The organism is Curtobacterium sp. PhB115 (assembly GCF_003752025.1).
GTDB lineage: Bacteria > Actinomycetota > Actinomycetes > Actinomycetales > Microbacteriaceae > Curtobacterium.
In genome coordinates, this window is record NZ_RJKR01000013.1 from 1 (window position 1) to 26,215 (window position 26,215).

The following is a 26,215-nucleotide window of genomic DNA, read 5'->3' on the forward strand; positions in this document are numbered from 1 at the left end:
GGCCGGGCCCCCCCCCCGGGGCGCCGGCGGGGGGGCGGCTGGCGGGGGCCCACGGCCCCCCCGGCGGGGGCCCCCCCCCCCCCCCCGCGGGGGGGGGGGGGGGGGGCGCGGCCCCCCCCCCCCCCCGCCTCCAGGCTGGTCGCCTCCACCGCAGCACGTACGACGGTCCTGCCCACCCGGCCCGTCGAGAACCGCCGCCAGGGGGCGGCGTGGAAGGGGATCCATGATCGCGGTCAACGGACCGGCGGTCGTCGCGGACGACGTGTCGATCGAGTACCGAGGCGGGCGGGGGTCCGAGACGATCCGAGCGGTCGACGGGGTGAGCCTGTCGGTCGGTCAGGGCGAGATCCTGGCGATCCTGGGGGAGTCGGGGTCCGGCAAGTCGACGTTCGCGGCCGCGATCGCCGGGCAGCTCGGCTCCCACGGCGAGGGCGAGGGGGCCCTCCGCCGGCACATCGTCGGGGGCGAACTGACCGTCCTCGGCCAGAAGGTCCGTGGGCTCCGCGCGTCGTCGCGGAAGGCCGAGCGCCTCAGCGGCCGGATCGGCTACCTGCCGCAGGACGGTGCCGACCGGCTCAGCCCGAACCTGACCGTCGGCGAGGCGATCGCCGAACCGATCTACCAGCGCGACCGGCGCTTCGACCGGAAGGAAGCCGGCCTCATCGTCGCGCGCCTGGTCGACGCCGTGCACCTGCCGCTCGGGATCATGCGGCTGAACACGTGGGAGCTGTCGAGCGGGCAGCGGCAGCGCGTCGCCCTCGCTCGCGCCCTCGTGCTCGAACCGGAGCTGCTCGTCGCCGACGAACCGGCCCGTGGCGTCGACGTCCTCGTCCGCCAGTCGGTGCTCGAGGCCCTCGCCACCCTGCAGCGCAACCGCCACTTCTCCGCGGTCGTCGTCTCGAGCGACCTGCGCGAGGCCGGCGCCCTCGCCGACCGCGTCGCCGTGATGGCCGACACCCGACTGGTCGGTCTCGGCACCTTCGACGAGGTGCTCGACAACCCCGTCGACCCCTACGTGAAGACCCTCGCCGCGACCGCCGCCCGCGGGGTGAAGCGCCGCCCTGCACCGACCACCCCGCGTCGGTCCACAGCGCCGCGCCGCCCCGTCACCGCCGGCACCGGCCCCCGCACGGATCGACAGGAGACCCTGTGAGCACCGCCGCCCGAGGCCACCGAGCCGTCGTCCCGACCTCCGGCGCACCGCTGCCGATCGACCCGCCGCACGCCGGCCCCGTCGCCGTGCTGCCGGAGCCGACCGACCTGCACGTGACCGCCGTGACCGAGGCCGGCGGGACCGTCGCGCCGCTCGACGCGGACACCCGCGGGGTCGTCTGGCTCGACCCGCGCGACCCGTCCGGCCTGGCCTCCGCGCTCGACGCGGCGCCCGGCATCGGCTGGGTGCAGCTGCCCTTCGCCGGCGTCGACGCCTTCGCGCACCTGATCGCGTCGCACGGCGACCGGGTGCTCTTCACCTCCGCCAAGGGCGCGTACGCCGAACCCGTTGCCGAGCACGCCCTCGCGCTGACCCTCGGGACGCTGCGGGTGCTGCAGAAGCGTGCCCGAGCGACGTCGTGGGCGACCGAACCGGAGGGCGTGTCGCTCTACGGCCGGAACGTCGTGGTCATCGGTGCCGGTGGCATCGCGCTCGAGTACCTCCGGCTGCTCGCACCGTTCGACGTGGACGTCACCGTCGTCCGTCGGTCGGCGGACCCGGTGCCGGGAGCCTCGCGCACCGTGACGACCGAGCAACTCGACGAGGTCCTGCCGGAGGCCGACGTCGTGATGATCGCGGCCGCGATGACCTCCGGGACGGCGAAGCTCTTCGGGGAGCGGCAGTTCGCGCTCATGAAGCCGTCGGCCCGACTCGTGAACATCGCCCGCGGGGGACTCGTCGACACCGACGCGCTGGTGGAGGCCCTGCGGACCGGGGCCATCGCGGCGGCCGGTCTCGACGTCACCGACCCGGAGCCGTTGCCCGACGGTCACCCGCTGTGGTCCGAGCCCGGGGCGGTCATCACGCCGCACCAGGCGGACACCCCGGAGATGGTCGCGCCGCTGCTGGCCGAGCGGGTGCGGCTCAACGCTGCGGCGTTCCTGGCCGGCACGGGCGAGGGCTTCGTCGGCGTCGTGGACCCGGTCGCGGGCTACTGACACGGGGCTCTGCCGCGCGGCGCGCCCGGGCGGCGTGTCCGATGCGGTGGAGCGGCTCGGGGTCCTGCTATGCTGTTACCCGTTGTTCGCACGACATTCGCCAGCGGACAGTGATCCTCGATAGCTCAATTGGCAGAGCAGCCGGCTGTTAACCGGCAGGTTGTTGGTTCGAGTCCAACTCGGGGAGCGTCTGGCCCGGATCCTCACGGATCCGGGCCTTCTGCGTTTCCGGGCCGTCTGGGTTCCCGGGCCTTGTGCGTTTGCGGGCCTTCTGTGTTTCCGGAGCATCTGGTGGCGTTCTGGGTTCGCATTGCGAGCGCTATATCATCGACTCCGCTATGACGATGGGTCAGGAGTCCGTGCGCGGGCGCTCGGAGCGTGTGCCGCTCACCGGTCCGCTCGGTCCGCTCGGCGGGCTCCGCGGGCTCGGTGCGCTCGACCGGGCGTTGTCGAGCCGCGCGGCGTTCGTGGTCGTGCTCGTGGCGTTCATCGTGATGGGGCTCGGGTTCGCCGCGACGTTCCACGTGCACGCCACCGCCGCCCCGGACGAACGCGGGCACGTCTGGAACATCCTGCTCTACGCCGAACGACCACTGGCTGCCGGGCCGTTCCTGGACCGGATGGAGCCGTCGCAGCTCTGGATGGGTGAACTCGTCCGGTCGCCGCTGTACTTCTACCACTACCTGATGTCGTTCCCGGCCCGCGCCGCACTCGGCCTCGGGCTCGGGTACGATCAGGTCGTCGTGGTGCTCCGTGCAGTGGACGTCCTCTGGGCTGCGGCCGGGCTCGTCGCCCTCCGCATGCTGTTCCGGAACGCCGGGGTGCCCGCCTCGATCGGCCTCCTCGCGATCGTGGCGACGGCGTTCACCGGGCGGTTCACCTGGCAGGCGGCGACCGTCAGCTACGACGCACCGGCGATGACCGCGCTGTTCGTGTTCGCCGCCGTCGCGGTCCGGTTCGTGCGAGGGGGTGGCCTGCGGACCCTGGCGTGGCTGGTCGTCGCGGCCCTGTTCGCGCTCCTGATGAAGTACTCGCAGGCGCCGTTCGTGCTCGCCGGGGGCTTCTTCGCGATCCTGCTCCGGTACCGCTCGGACGGGTGGGTGTGGCTGCGGCACCCGCTGCGGCGCGCCGTGCGAGGGGTTCGGGAGCGCCCGTGGGGGACGCTCCTGCTCGTGGTGTTGGGCGGCGGCCTCCTTGCGCTCGCCCTCGAACGGTTCGGCGTGAACCTGCTGCAGTTCCACGCGCTGAACCCCGCCTGCACCGCCTTGCACAGCCGCGCGGAGTGCATGGACTACGCCATCTTCCGGCGGAACTACGCCGCGACCCGGGCGCACGACCTGGCCGAGGTGAACGGCACGCTCCCGGCGTTCGCGCCGCTCTCGTTCCTCGGGTCGTGGGCGTCGACGTACTTCCAGTCGCTGTTCTTCTTCTGGGGTGCGTCGCTGCCCTGGCGGCCGAACGCAGCCGTCCTCGTCATCGGGGCCTCGAGCGTCGTCGTGGCCGTGGTGATCACGCTCTCGCAGCTCAGACGGCTCGTCGTCGATCCGGCGCTGGTGTGGTGTGCCGCGGTCGCCGGGTCCTACGTGTTCGCCGTGCTCTGCTTCAACGCGGCGACGATGGTCAACCTCGGGGAGTCCTACGCCTTCTCCGGCCGGTACCTGTTGCCCGCGATGCCCCTGGCGGCCGCCGTGGTGCTGCTCGGGATCCGGTCGTGGCTGCACCGCCTCGGTCCGCGGGCGCGGGTCGTCGCGACGGTGTCGGTCGGCGTGGTCCTGCTCGTGCTGTTCCTGCTCTACGACCCCGTCAGCGCCTTCTTCCCCTACGCCCGCTCCGCGGCGTGGTACTCCGACTGGGCGCTCCACGGACTGCCGGGCTGGTTGACCGGAGCAGCCTCGTGACGGCGTCGCCGCGCGTCCGGTCGGTGGTGGTCGGTGTCGCGTCGTGTGCCTTCGTCCTGGCGATCGGGGTCGCGGCGTTCCTGCGGCCGGGCGACGACGGCGGTTCGACGCACCAGGTCGACGGGTGCGCGGTCGTGTCGGCTCCGGCGCCCGGTGTCGTGACCACGTGCCCCGACGCGGCGCTGGCATCGGCCGACCTGTCCACGGCGGACCTCCGGTTGGCACGGTTGCGCGGCGCCGACCTGCACGGTGCGGACCTGTCGGAGACGGTGCTCTACGGCGCCGACCTGCGCGGGGCGGACCTCAGCGGGGCCGACCTGCGCGGTGCGGACCTGCACGCGGCCGACCTGCGGGACGCGGACCTGCGCGGCGCGCGCCTGTCCGCCGCCGACCTGTCGTCCGCTCGGGTCGACGGCGCCGACCTCGCCGACGCGGACCTGTCCGGTGCCCGGCTCGAGGGCATGAGCGTGCGTGACACGGTGCTCGAGCCGGCCGCCCTGACGCTCGGGAGCAGTGACGGGCGGGCGGTCCGTGCGTCGGTCCGGCTCGACCTGCCGACCGGGGTGACGTCGCCGAACTGCACCGACCGCTCGGTGACCGCACCCGTCGGCACGACGACCGTCCGGTGCCAGCTCCGGACGGACGCGCGGCACGGCGGGCGGCTCGAGGTGCCCGTGCGCGTCGTCGTCACCGACCAGACGCGCTGAGCGGCGGCGCCTGCGCTTCCTGCTCAGGGAGCGATGCGGAGCGTGCCGTCGCGGTTGTTGTCCTTGATGGTGCCCTGCCACGGCACGTAGACGTCGAGGTAGTCCAGGCGGAAGTGCTCGAGCTCCGAACGGTTCTCGTCCAGGAAGGTCCGCACCTGCTCGGGCATCGTGCGACGCGTGTCGGAGCCCACGACGACGGCGTCGAACGGACCGTTCTCCGGTTGCATCGAGCCTCGGTCGCCGAAGTAGATGCGCCAGGTGTTCGCGCTGAACTGGCTGAAGAGGATGCCCGCGGAGTCGTGGCCCCGGACCTCGAGCGCGTCCGAGAGCAGCGCGATGCCGCTCGGTCGGGTCTGTGCGACCGCGACGCCGAGCCGGACCGTGGGGACGAGCAGGCACGCGACGAGGACCGCGGCCGCGATGCGTCCCACGGGTGGGCGGACCGTAGCCAGTCGGGCGTACCCGATCGCGGCGAGGGCGATGACGAGCGGCATCCACGCGTCGTAGTAGTAGGGGAGCGAGACCTTCGCGACGATGACGTAGAACACGAGGAAGACCCCGAGGGCGATCCCGAGGTACGCGACGAGCCGGTCCGGACGGACGACGAGGGCCGCTATCACGCCGATGACGAGGACGGTCAGCAGGAACCAGCCGGTGCCGGCGAGCAGGAACGCGAAGTTCGCCCACCAGGGTGCCTCGGTGTAGACCGTTCCGAGGATCGTCGTCGGGTGCCCGTGCGCGTTCTGCTGCGCCTGGAACTTGAGCATGTGCCCGATCGCGCTGAACAGCCCGACGGGGAGGTACAGCAGCACGAAGACGACGACGAAGGCCACACCGCCGAACAGTGCGCCGACGCCCAGGTCGCGTGGCCGACGGAACAGCAGCGGGAGCGCCCCGATCGCGAGCACGAGGACCGCCGTCGACACCTTCGACGTCACCGACATCGCGAGCAGCGCCCCGGCCGCGGCGATCCACCAGCGGTTGCCGGTCCGCATCCACGTCCACGCGGCGGCGAGTGCGGCGACGGCGAAGAACATCATCAGCGGCTCGAGCATCGCGAACCGGTCGATGCGGGTCCCGATCACGGACCCGGCGTCGGCCCACGTGCTGCCGGAGCCACGGGGCGTCAGCCACCAGGCGCCGGCTGCGAGGAGTCCGGTCCAGAAGCCGACCTCGCGGCGGAGCCAGACGAACAGGACCCCGCCGGTGCCGAGCATCGCCAGCGCGGCGACGAGTCGCGGGCCGAGCGGCCCCTGGCCGAGCACGAGCTGCGCGACGCCGTACAGGTACTTCGCGGTCGGTGGGTGCTCGAGGTTGAGCGAGAAGTCGCCGTGCGCGTAGGCCCAGCTCGCCCGGAGGTACACGAACTCGTCGTTCACGATCGTCGAGCGGCCGAGGTGCCAGAACGCGACGAAGAGCGCGGCCACGACGACGGCCGAGAGGGCGGTCGCGCGGACGGGGCGGGAGTGCAGGCGGGGGATGGGGACCTCCAGGACGCAGGCGGTGCTGGACCATCATCGCAGCCCGAACCGTGCGGCTGCCTCGCGGGACATGCTGTTAGCGTTCACAGGTGCCCCGACCCCGATCAGCCCGCGCCGCCGTCCTCGGCGTGCTGTCGGTGGCGGTGCTCGGCCTCGTGGGGTGCAGCGGAGCCGGCCCGGACACCGACGCGTCCGAGGAGCCGACCAGTTCGGAGACCGGACTCGGGGCGGGCGCGTCGCCCGTCGTGTTCGCCTTCGTGTGCGACGACGGCCGTGACACCGAGACCTACACGACGTACTCGGCGGTGTGGGAGGCCGAGCGGACGGCGTGCACGGCGGAGCGGCTCACCGGGTCGGAGCCGTCCACGCAGCAGCAGGCCGCGGTCGACGCCGCGCAGGACGACGCCACCCTGGTCGAGCTCGCGAGCACGTGCGCGGTGCGGGGCACCGCGCCGTGGACGGCCGAGGTCTCGAGCGACGCGCAGGCGCACGTCGCGGCCGGGCTCCTGCAGTACTGCCCCGGACACCCGGAGACCGACCGTCTGCGCGACGCGTTGACGACGTACCGGAGCTGAGCCGGGCCTCCAGGCAGGGCAGTGGAGGTCAGCCCTCTGGGTGGTCGCGTCCCGGCAGCCAGGACTGGCCGGGGCCGCCCCAGCTGTTCTTGCGGATCGCCTTGGCGACCTGCTTGCCGTAGGGGTGCACGAGCCGGTCGGCGTACAGCCAGCCGTCGAGGTGGTCGTACTCGTGCTGGAAGATGCGGGCGAGCCAGCCGGACGCCTCGACCTCGAAGGGCTCGCCGTGCTCGTCGACGGCACGCAGGAGCGCACGCGGTGACCGACGCAGCGGGAACCGCTCGCCCGGGACGGAGAGGCAGCCCTCGGACTCCTCGTCCTCGTCGAGTTCCTCCACAGCCTCGGGGACCGGGGAAGTGATCCACAGGACGGGGTTCACGGCGACGCCGCGGTGCAGGACGTCGTCATCATCGGTGTACGAGTACACGAAGAGGCGCTGGCCGACACCGACCTGGGGTCCGGCCAGGCCCACACCGGGGGCCAGGTCCATGGTCTCGAACATGTCGGCGACGAGTGAACGGAGGTCGTCATCGAACGCGGTGACCTCGGCTGCACGCTCGTGCAGGACGGGTTCGCCGGTGATGCGGATCGGGAGAACGGCCATTCACCCAGGTTATCCGGCGGTGGACGATAGCCTCGACGCGTGACGACGGACCTCCAGCTGCCGGACGCAGTGAACCTGACGCCGTTCCAGGCGCTCATGATCCCCGTCGCGCTCGTCGGTGCGGTGTTCCTGTCGCTGGGGGCGCAGTTCCAGAGCCGGGGCGTGCAGCGGGTCGAGGCGCGGCTGGGGCGACAGTCGACGGGGCTGAGCGTCCGGCACGTCGTCGGGCTGGTCTCGAGCGGCTACTGGGTGCTCGGCACGCTGATGCTCGGCATCGCGGTCGTCCTGCAGCTCATCAGCATCACGTACGCGCCGCTGATCGTCGTGCAGCCACTCGGGGCGGTCGCGCTCGTGATCACCACGTGGTTCTCCTCTCGGTCGTCCGGCGTGCCGCTTGGCCGTCGGGCCAGGCGTGCGGTGTGGACCTGCATCATCGGTGTCGCGATCTTCGTCGGCATCGCGGCCTTCGTGGGGCACGAGAGCGCGATCACCCGGCAGCAGCTGGTGACCGTCCTGATCATCCTGGCCGTGGTGCTCGTGCTGGTGCTGGTGTCGTTCCGACTCGTGGCCAAGCACAAGAGCGCGCTCTACTACATCGTCGGCGCCGGCATCCTCTACGGGTTCGTCGCGACGCTCGCCAAGGTCGTGCTGAACCGGTTCGTGAACGGCACGTTCGACTGGTTGACGGTGCTGGCGATCGTGGGGGTGGTCGTCGCAGCGTCGTTGGGTGGGTACTTCGTGCAGAACGCGTACTCGAGTGGGTCGGCGGACCTGGTGATCGCGGGGTTGACGGTGATCGATCCGATCGTGGCGGTCGGGATCGGTGTGATCGTGTTGGACGAGGCCTCTGGTGCGCCGTGGATCGCGGTGGCGGGGTTCGTGGTCGCTGCGGCGATCGCGATCACGGGGGTGTTCCTGCTCGCCAAGCACCACCCCCAGACCCGGACCTGACCCCGACGGGTCGCGGCCCCGCCGGGCGACCCCCGGGTCCTCCGCGCGGCTGATGCGCCCCCGGATCGGGGTGCGGTACCGTTCCAGTCCGACCAGCCATCGCCCACGAGAGGACGACGCCCGCCGTGTCAGGAGACGCCACCACCGCCACCGCCGGACCGACGGGTGCGACGGGCGGAGACCGACCGCTGCGCGTGTTGATCGCCGCGGACACGTTCCCGCCCGACGTCAACGGCGCCGCCACCTTCGCCGAACAGCTCGCGGTCGGCCTCGCCGAACGTGGGCACGAGGTCCACGTCGTCGCCCCGGCATCGAGCCGCCACTACGGCACCTTCGACGAGGAGCACCAGGGCGTGACGCTCGTGGTGCACCGACTGAAGTCGTACAAGTGGCCGCTGCACGCCTGGCTCCGCTTCGTCTGGCCGTGGAGCGTCCGGAAGTGGACCGGCCCGATCCTCGACGCCGTCGAGCCCGACGTCCTGCACATCCAGTCGCACGTGGTGATCGGGCGCGGCATCGTGCCCGAGGCCAACGCGCGCGGCATCCGGGTCGTGGCGACGAACCACTTCATGCCCGAGAACCTGCTCGAGTACACGCCGTTCGGCAAGTGGACGCTGCCGATCGCGTTGAAGATCGCGTGGAGCGACGCCGCGAAGACCTACCGGCTCGCCGACACGATCACGACCCCGACGAACCTCGCAGCCGACTACCTCCGCAAGGCCATCGCCGGGCAGCGGGTGCTCGCGATCTCGTGCGGCATCGACGCCACCCGGTACGTCGCCCGCGAGGGGCGTCCGGTGAACAACGACATCGTCTTCGTCGGCCGCGTCGCGCCCGAGAAGAACCTCGACGTCCTCGTCCGCGCGCTCGGGCTGCTCCCGGCCGAGCTCTCGGCCACGCTGACCATCGTCGGCGACGGTGAGATGATCCCGAAGCTCACCGCGCAGGCGAAGGAGCTCGGGCTCGAGGACCGCATCCGCTTCCTCGGGTTCGTCTCCGACGAGGACAAGCGCACCGCCCTGACGAACGGCACCGTGTTCGCGATGCCGTCGACGGCGGAGCTGCAGAGCATCTCGTCGCTCGAGGGCATGGCCTCCGGGCTGCCGGTCGTGGCCGCGGACTCGATGGCCCTCCCACACCTGATCGACGGCAACGGGTACCTCTTCACCCCGGGTGACGAGCACGACCTCGCCGCCAAGCTCGAGGCCGTGCTCACCGCCCCGGAGTCGGAGTACCTGGCGATGCGAGCGCGCAGTCTGGCCATGATCGAGGCACACGACATCAACCGCACGCTCGCGACGTTCGAGTCGCTGTATCGTGGTGAGCCGGTGGCCTGACGGTCGCCGAGGGGCGGTAGCCAAGCTGGTCAAGGCAGTCGGCTCATAACCGAACGATCCGCGGGTTCGAGTCCCGCCCGCCCTACGTGCATTTGCCCAAGAAGCGCGAGACACAGCAGGACGACCACGCACCGACCCCGAACGTCACGTTCGAGGTGACCCGTGGTGGCACCGGCGTGCGCGTCAACGCGTTCCGGATCGGCTTCATGGGCGCGATCGGCGTGCTCGTCGCGTTGCTCGCCGGCACGATCATCGGCGAGCTCAGCACCGTGCTCGTCTACATCGGCGTTGCGCTGTTCCTGGCACTCGGCATCGATCCGCTGGTGTCGTTCCTCGAGCGGATCATCCCGCGCTGGGCGGCGATCACGAGCGTCGTCGTCGGGGTCCTCGCGGCCTTCGCCGGGGTGGTGTTCGCCGTGGTGCCGATCCTGGTGGAGCAGGCGAGCAACCTCATCCAGAACTTCCCCGAGGTCGTCGACGACATCTCGAAGCAGCATTGGGTGCAGGACCTGTCGAAGCAGTTCTCCGGGTCGTTCGACATCGACCACGCGCTGCAGTCGCTGCAGTCCTTCGTCGAGAACCCGGGGAACCTGCTCAGCGTCGGTGGCGGCATCCTCGCGGTCGGCAGCGGGATCCTCTCCGGTGCGACCGGCGCGTTGATCGTCCTCATCCTGATGCTCTACTTCCTCGCGTCGATGCGGGGCATGAAGCGGGCCGCGTACCGGTTCGTGCCGGCATCCCGCCGCGAGAACTTCATCGACGTCAGCGAGCAGATCACGCAGGCGGTCGGCCGGTACGTCGTCGGGCAGGTGTCGCAGGCGCTCATCAACGGCATCCTCAGCCTGGTGTTCCTGCTCATCATCGGTGCGCCGCTGCCCGTGCTGCTGGCGTCGTTCGCGTTCCTCGGCTCGTTGATCCCGCTCGTCGGCACGCTCGGCGCCGCGGTCGTCATCTCGCTGCTCTGCCTGTTCGCCTCGCCGGCGACGGCGCTGGCGGCTGCGATCTACTACCTCGTCTACATGCAGGTCGAGGCGTACCTCATCTCGCCGCGCATCATGTCGCGTGCGGTGCAGGTTCCCGGAGCGCTCGTGGTCATCGCAGCGGTCGCCGGCGGGACCATCGGCGGCGTGCTCGGCGCCCTGGTCGCACTGCCGGTCGCCGCGTCGATCATCATCATCGTGCAGAAGGTCATCTACCCGCGGCAGGAGCAGGCGTGACGAGCGGTGCCGACTCGATCGCGCGTGCCTTCGCCGACCACGTCGCCGAGCGCGACCGCTGGGCCCGTGGTCCGCGCGGACCGTTGGCCCTTGTCAACGCTCAGCGCGTCGACCACGAGCAACCGGTGTGGCCGGTCCCCGGCACGTGGGCGCCCGCGCTGGGCGGCCTGACCGTCACCGCTCGTGCGGACGACGGCGTCGTCGTGGACGGGGTGCCGGCGGACGGCACCGTCCTGGTCGCCGGGGACACCGCGGTCGTCCCGTCGACGGTCGCGTTCCCGGACGGCTTCGCGGGCACCGTCTCCGGCTCGACCCTGCGGGTCTGGGACCCGGCAGCCGAGCCGATGGCCCGGTTCGCGCGCATCGCCCGGTTCGACCGGTCCGACGACTGGGTCCGGTCCGGCAGGTACGTCCCGTCGGACATCGGTGACGGCGACGACAGCCTGGAGGCCCGTGGCAGCGTCCTCGACGCAGCCGGCGACGCGCTCCCGGTCGCGGGGCACATCGAGACGGCCTTCGGCAGCACCGTCGTGCGGTTGCTCGCGGTCCGGTCGGCGTCGTTCCGGGGTGCTCCGCGCCTGCAGCTCATCGTGCAGGACGCCACGAGTGCCCTCGCCGAGGACGACCCCGGCAGCACGTACTCGATGGGCCGCTTCCTGTACCTCGACGATCCCGGCACCGCGGCGACGGTGGAGCTCGACTGGAACCTGCTCGTGCTCCCGCCTTGCGCGTTCTCGTACCAGTTCGCGTGCCCGATCCCGCCGCCGGAGAACCGCGTGCCCGTGCCGATCACGGCGGGGGAGCGGCACCCGGTCGACGCCGACGGCGCCGTCCTGCACTGAGGCCCTTCGGTTCTCCACCGGGGCGGGCGGGTCCTTGCCGTTCCCAGCCGGCACGCTGCATAATGGGCGTGTCCTCTCGGACGTCACAATCGCATACCGAATGGTTCCGCGGCTCGCCGCCGCTCGGATCCTCCACACCAGGTCGATGGGGAAGTCGCACCTGACGTATCGGAGGAACCGTGAACGGAACGACGACAGGAGTGCTCTACGTGCACTCCTCACCCCGCGCGCTCTGCCCGCACGTCGAATGGGCAGCAGGTCGCGCGATGAACCGCGCCGTGAACTTCTCGTGGCTCGACCAGCCCGCGCAGGACGGGGCGCGTCGGACCGAGTTCACGTGGACCGGCGCCGTCGGTGCGGGTGCCGCGATCGCGTCGGCGCTCCGCGGGTGGGAACACCTCCGGTACGAGGTCACCGAAGAGCCGACGAGTGACTCCGACGGTGGCCGCTGGATGCACACGCCGGACCTCGGGGTGTTCTACGCACAGACCGACGTCACCGGCAACATGGTCATCCCCGAGGACCGCGTCCGCTACGCGATGGAGGTCGCGGGCAGCAACGCGCTCGAACTCCACCGTGAGCTCCGACTCGCCCTCGGGCAGGCCTGGGACGACGAGCTCGAACCGTTCCGTCACGCCGCCGAGGGCAACCCCGTCGTCTGGCTGCACCGCGTCGGCTGACCGCAGCGCACCACACGCCGGCGTCTCCTCCGTTTCGTGCTGACCGACATCTCACGCGACGCCGAACCCGTGGAGTGTCGCCCAGCCCGAAACCAGCCAGGCGAGCCACACGCACGACCGAGGCCCGCCCCGACGACGCGGGACGGGCCTCCAGGCTGGTGCTGTCGTGACTAGACGCTGCGGAACGCGACCACGGCGTTGTGCCCACCGAAGCCGAACGAGTTGCTCACCGCGAGCAGGTCACCGTCGGGCAGCGCACGCGGCTCGCGCGCGACGTCCATGACGATCTCCGGGTCCTGGTCGTTGAGGTTGATCGTCGGCGGGGCCACGCGGTTGTGCAGCGCGAGGACCGTGAACGCGGCCTCGATCGCACCGGCGCCACCGAGCAGGTGTCCGGTCGACGCCTTGGTGGCGGACACGACGATGTCGTCGAGGTGGTCCCCGAAGACCCGACGCATGGCGTGGTACTCGGCGACGTCGCCGACCGGGGTCGACGTGGCGTGCGCGTTGACGTGCACGACGTCCTCGCGGCTGGCACCAGCGTGGTCGAGCGCCTGCAGGACCGCACGGGCGGCGGCGCTGCCCTCGGGGTCCGGCGCGGTGATGTGGAACGCGTCCGAGGTGATGCCGGCACCGGCGACCTCGGCGTAGATCGTCGCGCCGCGGGCCTCGGCGTGCTCCTTCGACTCGAGGATCAGCGCCGCGGCACCGTCGCCGAGCACGAAGCCGTCACGGGTGACATCGTAGGGGCGGGACGCGGTCTCGGGGGAGTCGTTGCGCCGCGACAGGGCCTGCATCGCCGCGAAGGCCGCCAGGGGCAGCGGGTGCAGGGCAGCCTCGGCGCCACCGGTGATCACGATGTCGGCGTCGCCGTCCGCGATGTGGCGGTAGCCCTCGGCGAGGGACTCGGTCGATGACGCGCAGGCCGACAGGTAGGTGCGAGCGCCACCGCGGGCGCCGAACTCCATCTCGATGGCGGCAGCAGGGCCGTTCGCCATGAGCATCGGGACCGTCATCGGCAGGACGCGACGCGGACCCTTCTCGCGCAGGGTGTCCCACGCGTCGAGCAGGGTGTTGACGCCGCCGATGCCGGTCGCCCAGTCGACGATGAGTCGCTCGGGGACGACGGACTCGTCGTCGATGCCGGCGTCGGCCCAGGCCTCGCGCGCCGCGACGAGCGACAGCTGCGACGAGGGGTCGAGGCGCTTCGACTCGGGGCGGGTCAGCTGGTCGGTGAGGAACCGGCGCGCCTGGCCGGCGAACTCGACGGGGAGTTCCAGCTCGGCGTAGCGCGGGTCCTCGATGCGGGTGATGCCGGACTTGCCGGCGAGGAGTGCTTCCCACGTCTCCGGGGCGGTCGCGGCGAGGGGTGAGATCGCACCGATCCCGGTGACGACGACGGTCTTCTTGGTCATGGAACGACGTGTTCTTTCGTTGGGGTGAACAAGATGAGCGCCGCGGCCGACGGGGGTCCGCTGGCCGCGGCGCTCAGGAAGCTCGTGTCAGGCCTGGGCCTTGACGATGTAGTCGACCGCGTTGCCCACGGTCTTGAGGTTCTTGACCTCTTCGTCCGGGATCTTCACGTCGAACTTCTCCTCGGCGTTGACCACGATGGTCATCATCGAGATGGAGTCGATGTCGAGGTCGTCCGTGAAGGACTTGTCGGCGGCGACGGTGTCGGTGGCGATACCGGTCTCGTCGTTGATCAGCTCGGCCAGGCCGGCGAGGACTTCTTCGTTGGACAGGGCCATGAGTTTCTCCTTGAGGGGGGTGTCGTTTGACCGTTGACCAGCCTAGGGCACGCGGGGTCCGGGTGCGCGGAGGCTCGTCGGGATGGGTTAGGGGAGGACGACCACCTGGGCGCCGAACACGAGGCCGGCGCCGAACCCGATCTGCAGGGCGAGGCCGCCCGACAGCTCCGGGTGCTCCTCGAGCAGGCGGTGGGTGGCGAGCGGGATGCTCGCGGCTGAGGTGTTGCCGGTGGTGGTGATGTCGCGGGCGATCGTGACCGACTCGGGCAGACCGAGCTGCTTCGCGAACTCGTCGATGATGCGGATGTTCGCCTGGTGCGGCACGAACGCGGCGAGGTCCTCCGGGCGGACGCCGGCGGTCTCGAGCGCCTCGCGCGCGACCTTCACCATCTCCCACACGGCCCAGCGGAAGACCGTCTGGCCCGCCTGGCGCATGGTGGGACGGGGTGCGCCGGCTGCCCACTCGTTGTACGTCGCCGTCATGCCGATGGCGTCCCACTTGGAGCCGTCGGAGCCCCAGATGGTCGGGGCGATGCCCGGGAAGTCGCTCGGGCCGACGACGGCCGCGCCGGCGCCGTCACCGAGCAGGAACGAGATCGAGCGGTCCGTGGGGTCGACGACGTCGCTGAGCTTCTCGGCACCGACGACGAGCACGTGGTCGGCGAGCCCGGACTTGATGAACGAGTCGGCCTGGGCGATGCCGTAGGCGTACCCGGCGCAGGCGGCGCTGATGTCGTAGGCGGCGGCCGGCGTGGCGCCGATCCGCTCGGCGAGCAGGGACGCCATCGACGGGGTCGCCACGGTGTGCGTCACGGTGCTCACCAGGACGACGCCGATCTGGTCGGGGGACAGGCCGGCCTTCTCGATCGCCTCGCGTGCTGCGGCCTCGGCGAGGTCGACTGCCTGCACGTCGGCACCCGCGCGCTTGCGGGTGATGATGCCGGTGCGCTGGCGGATCCACTCGTCGGACGAGTCGATCGGACCGACGAGGTCGTCGTTCGGCACGACGTTCTCGCCGCGGGCGGCACCGAAGGCGAGGATGCGGGTGAACTCGTGTCCGCGTCGCTGCGAGAGGGTGGGACGTTCGGTCATGCGGTTGCGTCTGCTTCCTGGCCCGCGCTCTGCAGCAGGTCGATCGCTGCAGGCAGGTCGTCGGGGGTCTTGATGGCGACGGTCGGCGTGCCGCGGAGGCCGCGCTTCGCCAGACCGACGAGTGCACCGGCGGGTGCGAGTTCGATGATGCCCGTGACGCCGGCGCCCGCGAAGGACTCCATCACGGCGTCCCAGTGCACGGGGTTCGCGATCTGGTTCACCATGAGGTCGACGAAACGGCGGCCGTCGTCGACCCGGGAACCGTCGGCGTTGGTCCAGATCGGGAGCGTCGGGTCCTGCACGGTCGCGGCGGCGGCGACCGGGGCGACACGCTCGACGGCGGGGGCCATGTACCGGGTGTGGAACGCACCGGCGACGGCGAGCGGGATGACGCGGGCCTTGGCGGGCGGGTCGGCCGCGAGTGCCTGGATCGCCGCGGCGGCCCCGGCGACGACGGTCTGGCCGCCACCGTTGTGGTTCGCGGGGACGAGTCCGTGCGCCTCGAGCGCTGCAGCGACCTCGTCGGCGTCGCCACCGAGCACGGCGGCCATCGACGTCGGCTCGAGCGCGGCGGCGTCCGCCATCGCCCGTCCGCGCTCGGCGACCAGCGCGACGGCGTCGGTCGGCTCGAGGATCCCGGCGACCGCGGCGGCGGTGAACTCGCCGACCGAGTGGCCGGCGACCCCGCCCACCAGGGCGCGACGGCCCTCGGCGAGCAGCGCGTCGGCGGTCACGAGACCGGCCGCGACGATGAGGGGCTGCGCGAGTGCGGTGTCCTTGATGGTGTCCGCGTCCGAGGTGGTGCCGTGGGCGGCGAGGTCCACCCCGATCGCCTCCGACCACGCACCGACGCGTTCACGAACTGCGGTGTCCTCGAGCCAGGGGGCGAGGAAACCGGGGGTCTGGGAGCCCTGTCCGGGCGCGACGACGACGATCACCGGACAATCCTGCCGCCCACGCACCGCGGGGCCCGTGTGGACTTCCCACACGAAACCCCGCGAGACGTTGTGGGGATCGTCACCCGATCGGCCCTACCGTCGCGCGACGGGACGTCGGCGACCGGTCGCCGATTCCGACATCGCGCCGAGGATCAGCGCCGACTGCACGATCAGGGCGTCGCGGGCGTGTGTGGCGTCCCACCCGATGATGTCGGCGACCCGGCGGAGCCGGTACCGCACCGTGTTCGGGTGCACGAACAGCTCGCGTGCCGTGGCCTCGAGCGACCGACCGGTGTCCAGGTAGCACCAGAGGGTCTGCAGGAGCTCGGTGGACTGGTCCTTCAGCGGCACGTAGATGCGCTGCACGAGGGCGGAGCGGGCGAGCGGGTCGCCCGCCAGCGCACGCTCGGGCAGCAGGTCGTCGGCCAGCGCCGGACGGGGCACCCCGCGCCAGGCCCGTGCGACGGCGAACCCGGCGAGGGCGGCCTTCGCGCTGGTCGACGCGTCGACGACCCCGGGGACCTCGTTGCCGAGCACCAGGTGGCCCTCGCCGAACAGCGGTTCGAGCGCCTGCGCGATGGTCGTGAAGGAGACGGGCTCCTCGCCCTCGGGGACGTCGTCCCGCGGGGTCGCCCGACCGATCACGACGACGAGCCGCGAACCCTGCACCCCGACGAGCACGTCGGCGTCCATGTGGCGAGCGGTGCGACGGACCTGGTCGACCTCGAGTTGCTTCGGCGCCGTGCCGACGAGCACCGCGACCTCGCCGTGTCCGTGCCACCCGAGGGCGGCGATGCGGGACGGCAGCTCGTCGTCGTACTCGCCCGACAGGATCGAGTCGACCACGAGCGCTTCGAGCCGGGCGTCCCACAGGCCGCGGGCCTCGGCCGCGCGGGCGTACACGTCGGCCGCCGCGAAGGCGATGTCCCGCGAGTACTTCAGGATCGCTTCCTGCAGCATCTCGTCGTCGGCGGCACGTTCCTCGACGACGGTCACCACGACGCGGATGAGCTGCAGGGTCTGCTGCAGGCTCACCGAGCGCAGGAGTTCCCGCGGCGCGGAGCCGAAGACGTCGGCCGCGGCGATCCACGGTGTCGACGCGGTGCCCTCGAGCCAGCTGATGAACGAGGTGATGCCCGCCTGGGCGACGAGGCCCACGGCGGAGCGACGCCCCGGTGGCATCTCGCTGTACCAGGGGAGGGTGTCCTCGAGGCGCTTGATCGTGGCGGTGGAGAGTTCCCCGGACACCTGACGGAGCCAGGAGAGCGCCCGCTCGCGCGCGCTCTCCTGGCTCTGGGCCTTCGAGAGGCCCTCTGTGTCCGGTCGGACTGGCGTCACCGGCTGATCAGCTCTCGCCGCCCGCGCTGCCCGTGGTGCCGGCGGTCACGTCGTGCAGGCGGTACTTGTCGATCGCCTGCTGGACGAGCGCGCCGTCGACCTTGCCCTGACGGGCGAGCTGCTGCAGCGTCCGCACGACGACCGAGGGGCCGTCGATGTGGAAGAAGCGGCGAGCGGCCGGACGGGTGTCCGAGAAGCCGAAGCCGTCGGCGCCGAGGGTGGCGTAGTCGGTCGGCACGAACGGGCGGATCTGCTCCTGCACCTGGTGCATGAAGTCGCTCACGGCGACGACGGGGCCCTCGGTGCCGAGCAGACGCTCGGTGACGTACGGCGTGCGCGGGGACTCGTTCGGGTTGAGGAACGCCTGCTGGTCCGCGGCGAGACCGTCGCGGTACAGCTCACCCCAGCTCGTGACGCTCCACACGTCGGCGGAGACGCCCCAGTCCTCGGCGAGGAGCTGCTGCGCCTCGAGGATCCACGGCACCGCGACACCCGACGCGAGCAGCTGGGCCTTCGGGCCGTCGTGCTCGCTCTGCTTGAGCAGGTACATGCCCTTGACGATGCCCTCGACGTCGACGCCCTCCGGCTCGGCCGGCTGGACGATCGGCTCGTTGTAGACCGTCAGGTAGTACATGACGTTCGGGTCGGCGTGCTTCGGCGAGCCGGCCTCGTCCGTGCCGTACATCCGGTCGAGGCCGGCCTGCACGATGTGCCCGATCTCGTAGCCGTACGCGGGGTCGTAGGACACCACGGCCGGGTTCGACGCCGCGAGGAGCAGCGAGTGGCCGTCGGCGTGCTGCAGGCCCTCGCCCGTCAGCGTCGTGCGACCAGCGGTGGCGCCGATCATGAAGCCGCGGGCCATCTGGTCACCGGCGGCCCAGATCGCGTCACCGGTGCGCTGGAAGCCGAACATCGAGTAGAAGACGTAGACCGGGATGAGCGGCTCGCCCTGCGTCGAGTACGAGGTGCCGACCGCGGTGAACGCCGCCAGGGCACCTGCCTCGTTGATGCCGACGTGGATGATCTGGCCCTGCGGGCTCTCCTTGTAGGCCAACAGGAGCTCGCGGTCGACCGACGTGTAGTGCTGGCCGTTCGGGTTGTAGATCTTCGCCGTCGGGAAGTACGCGTCCATGCCGAACGTGCGTGCTTCGTCCGGGATGATCGGGACGACGCGGTCGCCGAAGTCCGGGGAGCGGAGCAGGTCCTTCAGCAGCCGGGCGAACGCCATGGTGGTGGCGATCTCCTGCTTGCCGGAGCCCTTCTTCACGACCTGGTACTTCGAGTCCTCGGGGAGGGTGATCGAGGTGTACTTCGTGCGACGCTCCGGCACGTAGCCACCGAGCGCCTGACGACGCTCGTGCATGTACTGGATCGCCTCGTCGTCGTTGCCCGGGTGGTAGTACGGCGGCGTGTAGGGGTTCTCCTCCAGCTGCGCGTCGGAGATCGGGATGCGCATCTCGTCGCGGAACTGCTTGAGGTTGTCGAGCGTGAGCTTCTTCATCTGGTGGGTCGCGTTGCGGCCCTCGAAGCTCGGGCCGAGGCCGTAGCCCTTGACCGTCTTCGCGAGGATGACGGTCGGCTGGCCCTTGTGCTCGGTCGCGGCCTTGAACGCGGCGTAGACCTTGCGGTAGTCGTGGCCACCGCGCTTGAGGTTCCAGATCTGGTCGTCGGAGTAGTCCGACACCAGCTCGAGCGCCTTCGGGTCGCGACCGAAGAAGTTCTCGCGGACGTACGCGCCGTTCTCGGCCTTGTACGTCTGGTAGTCGCCGTCCGGCGTCTGGTTCATCAGGTTGAGGAGCGCGCCCTCGGTGTCGTTGGCGAGCAGGGAGTCCCACTCGCGGCCCCACACGACCTTGATGACGTTCCAGCCGGCACCGCGGAAGAACGCCTCGAGCTCCTGGATGATCTTGCCGTTGCCGCGGACCGGACCGTCGAGTCGCTGCAGGTTGCAGTTGATGACGAAGTTCAGGTTGTCGAGGCCGTCGTTCGCGGCGACCTGGAGCTGCCCGCGGGACTCGACCTCGTCCATCTCGCCGTCGCCGAGGAACGCCCAGACCTGCTGGTCGGAGGCGTCCTTGATGCCGCGGTTCGACAGGTACTTGGCCTGCTGCGCCTGGTAGATCGCGTTGATCGGGCCGATGCCCATCGACACGGTCGGGAACTGCCAGAAGTGCGGCATGAGCCGCGGGTGCGGGTAGGACGACAGGCCGCCGCCGGCGTGCGACTTCTCCTGACGGAACCCGTCGAGCTGGTCCTCGCCGAGGCGCCCTTCCATGTAGGCGCGGGCGTACATGCCGGGAGAGGCGTGGCCCTGGAAGAACACCTGGTCGCCGCCGGACGCGTGGTCCTGCGCGCGGAAGAAGTGGTTGTAGCCGACCTCGTACAGCGCGGCGCTCGACGCGTACGTCGAGATGTGGCCGCCGACGCTGATGCCCGGCCGCTGCGCGCGGTGCACCGTGATGGCCGCGTTCCAGCGGATCCAGCGGCGGTACCGGCGCTCCAGCTCTTCGTCACCGGGGAACTCGGGTTCGTTCTCCGGAGCGATGGTGTTCACGTAGTCCGTCGTCGGGACCATCGGCACACCGAGGTGCAGTTCCTTGGACCGCTTGAGCAGGCTCAGCATGATCTCTCGACCGCGCTGGTGTCCGTGGGTCTGGACCAATCCGTCGAGGGACTCACGCCATTCGGCGGTCTCCTCGGGGTCCTGGTCGTTCGCCCCGGTGCTGTACGGGTCCTGGTCGTTCACCGTCACCCTTGACCTCGTTCGTTCTCGTGGTGGTGGACATGGCGGCTCCGGTGGTCGGGTCACGACCGGCTGGGGCCCCGTCCACTCTAGGCCCCAGCACCGACGCTGATGCTGATGGTGACGCGCAGGTGGACGGGTGCTTGCATTCGCGTGTCGTCGGCGTAGCATGGCCGATCGTGCACACGCGATCCGCGTGCGCACGGACCCGACGGGCACACCCCACGCCCGAGGAAGAAGCACACGTACCGATGGCACTGGAGATCGGCTCACTCGCGCCGGACTTCGAGCTCCCGAACCAGTTCGGTGAGCACGTCCGACTCAGCGACTTCCGCGGCAACCGCCCGGTCGCACTCGTCTTCTTCCCGCTCGCGTTCTCGTCGACCTGCACGAACGAGCTCTGCGCCCTGCAGGACAACATCGCGATGTTCCAGGACCAGCGCATCGAGCTGATCGGCATCTCGGTCGACTCGAAGGCCACGCTCCGGTCCTTCGCCGAGGTCAACGGCTACGACTTCGAGCTCCTCGCCGACTTCTGGCCGCACGGCGCCGTGTCGAAGGAGTACGGGGTCTTCCTCGAGCACAAGGGCTTCGCCACCCGCGCGACCTTCGTCATCGACGTCCAGGGTCGCATCAAGGCGTCGATCATCACCGAGCCCGGCCTGCAGCGCGACGTCGCCGAGTACAAGGCAGCGCTCGACCGCCTCGCGGCCTGCGCCGCACCCGTCCCCGTCGGCTAGCGTTCCGAATCCCTCCTGCGACGCATCCGCGTCGCCAGCGGACGGGAGGCACGGTGCACGCCATCGACACGGACGCGCGTGAGCGTGTGGTCACCGCCGAGCCCTACGCGCCCTTCCCGGTGTCGGCCACGGCCGCCACGTGGCACCTCCGGCGCACCGAGGTCCCGACGCCGTCCGGGCCGATCATGGTGCACCACCGGCCGGGGCACGACCCGCTCCTGCTGCTCCACGGCGTCGCTGGGTCCTGGTCGACCTGGACCCCGGTGCTGCGGGCCGCGCACGGCATCGGCGACCGCGGGCTCGTGCTCGTCGACCTGCCCGGCTGGGGGTCGTCACCGGCCCCGGACGGACCGCTCGACCTCGACGTCGTCGCCGGGGCGCTGACCACCGTCCTCGACACGCTCGGGGTGGACCGCGTCGACGTCGTCGGGCACTCGATGGGGGCGTTCGTCGGCCTGCACCTCGCCGTCGTGGCGCCCGAGCGGGTCCGCTCCGTCGCCCTGGTGTCCGGCACCACGGTCGCGACCGCAGACGCCGCCCGGCACCCGCTGCGAGGACTCTGCACGCTGCCGGCGTTCACGCTCCTGCGCGCAGGACTCACCGTCACCGGCGAGGCGGCTCGGCCGATGCTCCGCGGACTCGCGCGGGTGGGGCTGCTGCCGCTCGTCGCCGCGCCGGTGTTCACGCACGTGCGCCGGCTCGACGCCAGTGTCCTGGACGCCTTCGTCGAGGAGCTCCGGCCGACGCGGTTCACCGACGCGGCGCGGGCGGCAGGCGACTACGACCTCGGGCGCTGGCGGTCGGTGTCCTGCCCGGTCACCGCGATCGCCGGGCGCGACGACGTGTTCGCGAGGGTCTCGGACCTGGAGGCCCTGCGGGCGCTCGTGCCGCAGACCCGCACGGTGCTGCTCGACGACTGCGGCCACTTCGCCCACGTCGAGCACCCCACCGCGGTCGCCCGGACGCTCGCCCTCGTCTGACCCCGGCGCGCGGATGCGTCTGCATCGGGCGACGACACACGAGTTGTTCGACGCGTGGATCGTCGCAACATGCACTCGCATCGGATGCGTGTGCATTCAGCGACGGACCACGAGTCGTTCGACGCGTGGATCGTCGCACCATGCACCCGCACGGACTGCCCGCACGGACTGCCCGCCGAGCGCCCGCGGTCAGGTGCGGACGGGGAACGTCGCCGCGACGCGGGAACGCACCTCGGCGACGACGGCTTCGCGCATCACCGGTGAGAACAGCGCGTGGTCGCCCTCCTCGACCCGGACGACCGACACCGACCCGCGGGCACCGGAACCGCCGTACCGACGGACCGCCCTCGGGCCGCCGAGCTGGTCGAAGATCGCGGCGTCCTCCGGAGCGACGATCATCACGACGTCGGTGCCCTGCTCGACCAGGGGCCGGACGTGCCCGACCACCCCGCCGATCCGGTCGCGCCGGGCGATCCGGTCACGCACCGCCTTCGGGACGAACACGTTGTAGCGCTGCCGGACCCAGGCACGGGCGGCCGACGGGGCGTCGATCGCGCGCACGGCGTCGGCGTAGCTGCCGGGGTCGGCGGGGACGCGGCGGTAGTCGTTGGGGCTGATCTCGACGACGAGTCGTGGGGCCTCCTCGACCGCGCGGCCGGCGACCCAGGCGCCTGCGCACATCCCGACGAGCACGAGCCGGTCGGACGGGGTCCCGAGGGCGCTCAGGACGGCGGTCTGGTCGTCGACCCACTCCTGGCCGAAGAGGAAGCTGCGCTCGTCGTCGTGCACCGCAGAGCTCTCGCCGGTGCCGCTCCTGTCGACACGGACCACGCGGGCCCCGTCGCGTGCGAGCGCGCGGGCGAGCCCGACCTGGTAGTCGGTGGCGCCGACACGGTGTTCGGCGCTGCCGTTGTGCAGCACCACCACGGGGGCGTCGTGGTCCTGCGCCGATGACACGGTCTCGATCGCGAACAGTTCGTCGGGACCGAGCCGGACGATGCGCTCGGACACCCGCCCGTCGATGTCGAGGACCTCGTCGAGCGCGGGTGCCAGTGTCCGCACGGTGCCGGTCGGCGCCCAGTCGTCGAGCCAGGCGACGACGGTGTCGACGGCGGCGCCGGGGATGCGGGCGTGGATGCTCGTGCCGTCGAGGAGCTCGGCGCTGCCGGTGACCTCGGTGGTCGGGACGGCGCCGAGGCCCTTCGGCGCGCGGGAACCCGGACGCACCAGTGCCACGGTCGGCCCGGAGCGGGGGACGAACGCGAGGGCGGACAGCTCGGCGGCCTCGTCGGGCCCGAGGTCCATCCCGATCAGGCTCTCGACCCCGTCGACGATCCGGTCGGAGCCGATGGTGATCGCGGCGAGGGCACGTTGCCGACGGAGCCAGCCGCGGCCGGACTGGGGCGCGTCCCAGAGCACGAGCCCGTCGTCGTCCTGTGCGGCAGCGGCGGCGACGAGTGCGGCGGAGGCCAGCCCGACGAACGCGACCTGGCCGATCCCCGCCGTGCGCAGCACGGCGGCCGCGTGGCGCGCGGACCGGACCTGCGCGTCGGAGGAGGCGTCGGGTGCGCCGTCCCCACGTCCGGACGGGTCGTAGCGCACCGAAGCGATGCCACGGGCCTCCAGGCGGTCCGCCAGCAGGCGGAGTGTGCGGTACGCGATGACGCCCTCCTGCCCGAGCGGAGGGCAGATGACGACGCCCGCCCGGGCGGCGGACGGCAGCTGCACGGCGACCCGGACGGCCGGCGACCCGGACCACCCGTGCAGCGTCGTCACAGTGCCAGGGCCGCGCGGACCGACGCCGGCCAGGCGTCGACGTCCGTGCCGTGTGCGGCGAACAGTGCGATGGTGATGCGTTCCAGACCGAAGGCGATGCACGCGCTGTGGGCGACCTCGCCGTCCGGGGTGCTGAGGCCGAACGAGGTGCCGAAGTGGTCCTCGTGCAGGTTCGCGGAGCTGATCGCCGTGGTCGGGTGGTCGTCGCCGTACACGGGCGTGACGAACTCGAACTTGAGCGCCTGCTCGACCTGGTTCCTGGCGAGCATCTGTCCGACGCGGCCGAAGAACGGGTCGTTCGCGGGGACGACGTCGATCTCGAGGCCGAACGACTCCAGCAGCGCGCGCATCACCGGGATCCGGCCGTCACGGTGCTGCTTCGCGGACTCAGGCGTGCCGATGTGCACGAACTCGTGCATGTGGAAGGCCTGCAGGCGCATCGGGTCGCGCGACGGCTCGCGGCGGAACGAGTCGCCGACGATGTCGAAGAAGCGGCCCTCCTGCGGGACGGTGTCGCCGACCAGGCCGTAGACCGGGTGGCACACGGCGGGCGTGAGCATGAGGTCGGCCGGCTCGAGGAAACCCTCCCACCGTTCGCCGCGCTCGCGTGCGGCGAGGAGCGCCCGGTGCGTCCGGTCGTCGCCCGTGAAGGCCGAGATCGACGCGGCGAGGTCCGGGAAGGACGCGATGTAGTCGGTGCGCTCGAACGACGCCAGCGGCTCGACCGGCGGGAAGCGGAGCACCTCTGCGTCCAGGTCCTGCTGGCTGCCGGCGGCGGCGGCGTCGACCGCGGTGTACACCCGCTCGAAGACGCCGGTGCGTCCGTAGAGGCCGGGGGAGCCGAGGTCGATGAGCACGCCGTCGGCGAGCAGTCGGGCGCGGAGCGCTGCCCGTGCGGCGTCGAGGTCCGGCGCGGTGGTCGTGGTGTGGTCGGTGATCGTCACAGGATCACTCCCGTCATGAGTGCCAGGTCGGCGTCGTTCTTGAGGAGACGGTCGTTGCTCACCATGACGGCGGCACCGTGGGCGTCTCGGAGGTGTCGGGCGATGCTCGTCGGACCGGAGGCCGCGTAGCCCGCGATCCCGACGATGCGCAGCGCCTTCGTGACGATGTCGGTCACCCGCTCGGACGACCCGATCTTCAGGGCGTTCGCGGCGAGGGCGTAGGCGCTCGAGGCGAGGACCTCGGGCTCGTCGGCCGCGGCGTCGAACCGTTCGGCCGCGTGTCGCACGGTGTCGGCGAGGCCCTGCAGGTCGACCAGGAGCTCGGCGAGCCGGAGGGCACCGGGCGGCGTCGTCCCGATCGCCGCGCGTGCCTGCTTGCGCACCGCACTCCGCGCCCGTTCGGACGCCGAGGTCGCGATGCCGAGCCAGACCGAGGCCCACAGCACGTGCGAGACCGGCAGCACCGTCTGCGCCGAGATGGCCGCGTAGTCGTCGCGGAACACCCGGTCGACGGTGGTCTCGGTGTCGAGGACCCACCCGTTGCTGCACGTCCCGCGGAGGCCCATCGTGTCCCACGTCGACGTCTGCGACAGGAGCATCGCGTCGGTCCGGCAGATCACGAGGCGCTGGTCGGAGGCCGGAGCATCCGGGTCGCGACGTGCGGTGACGAAGACCATGTCGGCCTCGGTCGCGTACGAGATCACCGGCGCGTCCTTGCGCAGGCGGATCCGGCCGTCGTCGGTGGGTTCGATCGAGCAGGTGGAACGACGGGCGTCGCCGCCGACACCACGTTCGGTGGTGGCGGAGGCGACGAGGGCGCCGTCGCGCACGGCCGCGATGGCGTCGAGCACGCCGGCTCCGTCACCGCCGTGCCGCCAGAGGGCCATCACCTGGCCCTGGTGCATCGCGAAGACCATGCCCGTCGCGGCGCACGCGCGCCCGAGTTCGGTGGCGATCGCGGAGAGCTCGGCGACGGTCGCACCCTCGCCGCCGTGCTCGAACGGGACGGCGGCGGCCAGCAGGCCGTACTCGCGCATCGCGGCGATCGCCTCGCGCGGCGGGCGTGCGTCGCGGTCGACCTCCTCCGCGAACTGCGCGGCGACCTCGGCGACGGCAGCCGCCCGCTCGGCGAACCGGTCGACGATCGAGGGTGCCGGAAGGGTCGGTGCCAGGGTCACGACGCCAGCTCCGCGGCGGCCACGATGGACTCCACGGTGGCGAAGGTCGAGCGGTTGAGCACCGAGTCGGGGAACTCGACGTCGAGGTCGGACTCGACGGCGAGCATCACGTTGACCGTGGCGTGCGAGGTCAGCCCGAGCGCGTAGAGGTCGGCGATCGAGGCGACGTCCCACGCGTCGACGGTGAGTCGTCCGTGGTCGGCGAGTGCGCGTCGGACGGCATGGTCGGTGCTCGCGTCGACGAGTGTGGCGGTGGTGCTGGAGGGGTTCGGGTCCTGGTCCATGACGGCAA

24 protein-coding genes and 2 tRNA genes are annotated in these 26,215 nt (G+C 71.5%); 14 read left to right on the forward strand and 12 right to left on the reverse strand.

The annotated features are described in order from the left end of the window. Positions 1 to 223: 223 nt before the first annotated feature. The 5 genes from EDF19_RS17760 (at position 224) to EDF19_RS19470 (ending at position 4,756) form a co-directional block, all read left to right on the forward strand. Positions 224 to 1,153 (forward strand): ATP-binding cassette domain-containing protein, encoded by a 930-nt coding sequence (locus EDF19_RS17760; protein WP_123682197.1) that lies wholly within the window; start codon positions 224 to 226, stop codon positions 1,151 to 1,153. Beyond that, a complete protein-coding gene (locus EDF19_RS17765; RefSeq protein ID WP_260217278.1) occupies positions 1,150 to 2,151 on the forward strand; it encodes a D-isomer specific 2-hydroxyacid dehydrogenase family protein in 1,002 nt (333 codons plus the stop codon). Before EDF19_RS17760 ends, EDF19_RS17765 begins: the two co-directional genes overlap by 4 nt. 114 nt (positions 2,152 to 2,265) lie before the next feature. Then, positions 2,266 to 2,338 (forward strand) — tRNA-Asn (locus EDF19_RS17770). Positions 2,339 to 2,489: 151 nt separating this feature from the next. Then, positions 2,490 to 4,049 (forward strand): hypothetical protein, encoded by a 1,560-nt coding sequence (locus tag EDF19_RS19465; RefSeq protein WP_123682198.1) that lies wholly within the window; start codon positions 2,490 to 2,492, stop codon positions 4,047 to 4,049. Beyond that, positions 4,046 to 4,756 (forward strand): pentapeptide repeat-containing protein, encoded by a 711-nt coding sequence (locus EDF19_RS19470; protein WP_311317127.1) that lies wholly within the window; start codon positions 4,046 to 4,048, stop codon positions 4,754 to 4,756. The genes EDF19_RS19465 and EDF19_RS19470 overlap by 4 nt, the downstream gene beginning before the upstream one ends. A gap of 23 nt (positions 4,757 to 4,779) precedes the next feature. Here EDF19_RS19470 and EDF19_RS17785 read toward each other — a convergent pair whose 3' ends face one another. Then, positions 4,780 to 6,183: a glycosyltransferase family 39 protein gene (locus tag EDF19_RS17785; protein ID WP_123682199.1), complete on the reverse strand. Its 1,404-nt coding sequence runs from the start codon at positions 6,181 to 6,183 to the stop codon at positions 4,780 to 4,782. Between the two features lie 143 nt (positions 6,184 to 6,326). Here EDF19_RS17785 and EDF19_RS17790 point away from each other — a divergent pair, with 143 nt between their 5' ends. After that, a complete protein-coding gene (locus tag EDF19_RS17790) occupies positions 6,327 to 6,812 on the forward strand; it encodes a hypothetical protein (protein ID WP_148071146.1) in 486 nt (161 codons plus the stop codon). Between the two features lie 28 nt (positions 6,813 to 6,840). On the opposite strand, the gene def is transcribed toward EDF19_RS17790, so the two are convergent. Then, positions 6,841 to 7,416 (reverse strand): peptide deformylase, encoded by a 576-nt coding sequence (gene def, locus EDF19_RS17795; protein ID WP_123682201.1) that lies wholly within the window; start codon positions 7,414 to 7,416, stop codon positions 6,841 to 6,843. Between the two features lie 39 nt (positions 7,417 to 7,455). Between def and EDF19_RS17800 the strand changes: the two genes are divergently transcribed. The 6 genes from EDF19_RS17800 (at position 7,456) to EDF19_RS17825 (ending at position 12,443) form a co-directional block, all read left to right on the forward strand. Further along, a complete protein-coding gene (locus EDF19_RS17800; protein ID WP_185022934.1) occupies positions 7,456 to 8,367 on the forward strand; it encodes a DMT family transporter in 912 nt (303 codons plus the stop codon). A 125-nt stretch (positions 8,368 to 8,492) separates the two neighbouring features. Next, the gene (locus EDF19_RS17805) at positions 8,493 to 9,704 is read left to right on the forward strand and encodes a glycosyltransferase (RefSeq protein WP_123682202.1); all 1,212 of its coding nucleotides are present in this window, start codon (positions 8,493 to 8,495) and stop codon (positions 9,702 to 9,704) included. 10 nt (positions 9,705 to 9,714) lie between these two features. Continuing rightward, a tRNA-Ile gene (locus EDF19_RS17810) sits at positions 9,715 to 9,789 on the forward strand. 7 nt (positions 9,790 to 9,796) lie between these two features. Beyond that, on the forward strand, positions 9,797 to 10,921 hold the full coding sequence (locus tag EDF19_RS17815) for an AI-2E family transporter (protein WP_185022948.1): 1,125 nt from the start codon (positions 9,797 to 9,799) through the stop codon (positions 10,919 to 10,921). Then, a complete protein-coding gene (locus EDF19_RS17820) occupies positions 10,918 to 11,763 on the forward strand; it encodes a DUF1684 domain-containing protein (protein WP_123682203.1) in 846 nt (281 codons plus the stop codon). Before EDF19_RS17815 ends, EDF19_RS17820 begins: the two co-directional genes overlap by 4 nt. 179 nt (positions 11,764 to 11,942) lie before the next feature. Further along, positions 11,943 to 12,443: a DUF3145 domain-containing protein gene (locus EDF19_RS17825; RefSeq protein WP_260217279.1), complete on the forward strand. Its 501-nt coding sequence runs from the start codon at positions 11,943 to 11,945 to the stop codon at positions 12,441 to 12,443. 170 nt (positions 12,444 to 12,613) lie between these two features. Here EDF19_RS17825 and EDF19_RS17830 read toward each other — a convergent pair whose 3' ends face one another. The 6 genes from EDF19_RS17830 to aceE form a co-directional block, all read right to left on the reverse strand. Continuing rightward, positions 12,614 to 13,858: a beta-ketoacyl synthase gene (locus EDF19_RS17830; protein ID WP_123682205.1), complete on the reverse strand. Its 1,245-nt coding sequence runs from the start codon at positions 13,856 to 13,858 to the stop codon at positions 12,614 to 12,616. An 87-nt stretch (positions 13,859 to 13,945) separates the two neighbouring features. Then, complete coding sequence (locus EDF19_RS17835; RefSeq protein ID WP_017886710.1) at positions 13,946 to 14,194, reverse strand: acyl carrier protein; 249 nt, start codon at positions 14,192 to 14,194, stop codon at positions 13,946 to 13,948. An 87-nt stretch (positions 14,195 to 14,281) separates the two neighbouring features. After that, the gene (locus tag EDF19_RS17840; protein ID WP_123682206.1) at positions 14,282 to 15,286 is read right to left on the reverse strand and encodes a beta-ketoacyl-ACP synthase III; all 1,005 of its coding nucleotides are present in this window, start codon (positions 15,284 to 15,286) and stop codon (positions 14,282 to 14,284) included. Next, entirely contained in the window at positions 15,283 to 16,224 is a 942-nt protein-coding gene (locus EDF19_RS17845) for an ACP S-malonyltransferase (RefSeq protein ID WP_123682207.1), read from the reverse strand. The genes EDF19_RS17840 and EDF19_RS17845 overlap by 4 nt, the downstream gene beginning before the upstream one ends. Before the next feature lie 93 nt (positions 16,225 to 16,317). Next, positions 16,318 to 17,472 (reverse strand): CdaR family transcriptional regulator, encoded by a 1,155-nt coding sequence (locus EDF19_RS17850; protein ID WP_123682370.1) that lies wholly within the window; start codon positions 17,470 to 17,472, stop codon positions 16,318 to 16,320. A gap of 97 nt (positions 17,473 to 17,569) precedes the next feature. Further along, positions 17,570 to 20,314, reverse strand: coding sequence for a pyruvate dehydrogenase (acetyl-transferring), homodimeric type (aceE, locus tag EDF19_RS17855; protein WP_123682208.1), 2,745 nt, complete (start codon positions 20,312 to 20,314; stop codon positions 17,570 to 17,572). A 242-nt stretch (positions 20,315 to 20,556) separates the two neighbouring features. Here aceE and EDF19_RS17860 point away from each other — a divergent pair, with 242 nt between their 5' ends. Together EDF19_RS17860 and EDF19_RS17865 are read left to right on the forward strand one after the other, a co-directional pair. Further along, on the forward strand, positions 20,557 to 21,045 hold the full coding sequence (locus EDF19_RS17860; protein WP_123682209.1) for a peroxiredoxin: 489 nt from the start codon (positions 20,557 to 20,559) through the stop codon (positions 21,043 to 21,045). Between the two features lie 53 nt (positions 21,046 to 21,098). After that, positions 21,099 to 22,025 carry an alpha/beta fold hydrolase gene (locus EDF19_RS17865; RefSeq protein WP_123682210.1) on the forward strand — a complete coding sequence of 309 codons (927 nt, stop codon included), beginning with the start codon at positions 21,099 to 21,101 and terminating at the stop codon, positions 22,023 to 22,025. Between the two features lie 189 nt (positions 22,026 to 22,214). On the opposite strand, the gene EDF19_RS17870 is transcribed toward EDF19_RS17865, so the two are convergent. Genes EDF19_RS17870 through EDF19_RS17885 form a run of 4 tightly spaced genes read right to left on the reverse strand, consistent with a single transcriptional unit; the run spans position 22,215 to position 26,207 of the window. Continuing rightward, positions 22,215 to 23,801: an alpha/beta fold hydrolase gene (locus EDF19_RS17870; protein WP_123682211.1), complete on the reverse strand. Its 1,587-nt coding sequence runs from the start codon at positions 23,799 to 23,801 to the stop codon at positions 22,215 to 22,217. Then, on the reverse strand, positions 23,798 to 24,745 hold the full coding sequence (locus tag EDF19_RS17875; RefSeq protein WP_221180697.1) for an amino acid--[acyl-carrier-protein] ligase: 948 nt from the start codon (positions 24,743 to 24,745) through the stop codon (positions 23,798 to 23,800). The genes EDF19_RS17870 and EDF19_RS17875 overlap by 4 nt, the downstream gene beginning before the upstream one ends. Further along, the gene (locus tag EDF19_RS17880) at positions 24,742 to 25,923 is read right to left on the reverse strand and encodes an acyl-CoA dehydrogenase family protein (protein WP_123682212.1); all 1,182 of its coding nucleotides are present in this window, start codon (positions 25,921 to 25,923) and stop codon (positions 24,742 to 24,744) included. Before EDF19_RS17880 ends, EDF19_RS17875 begins: the two co-directional genes overlap by 4 nt. Then, a complete protein-coding gene (locus tag EDF19_RS17885; protein ID WP_123682213.1) occupies positions 25,920 to 26,207 on the reverse strand; it encodes an acyl carrier protein in 288 nt (95 codons plus the stop codon). The genes EDF19_RS17880 and EDF19_RS17885 overlap by 4 nt, the downstream gene beginning before the upstream one ends. Between the last annotated feature and the right edge of the window lie 8 nt (positions 26,208 to 26,215).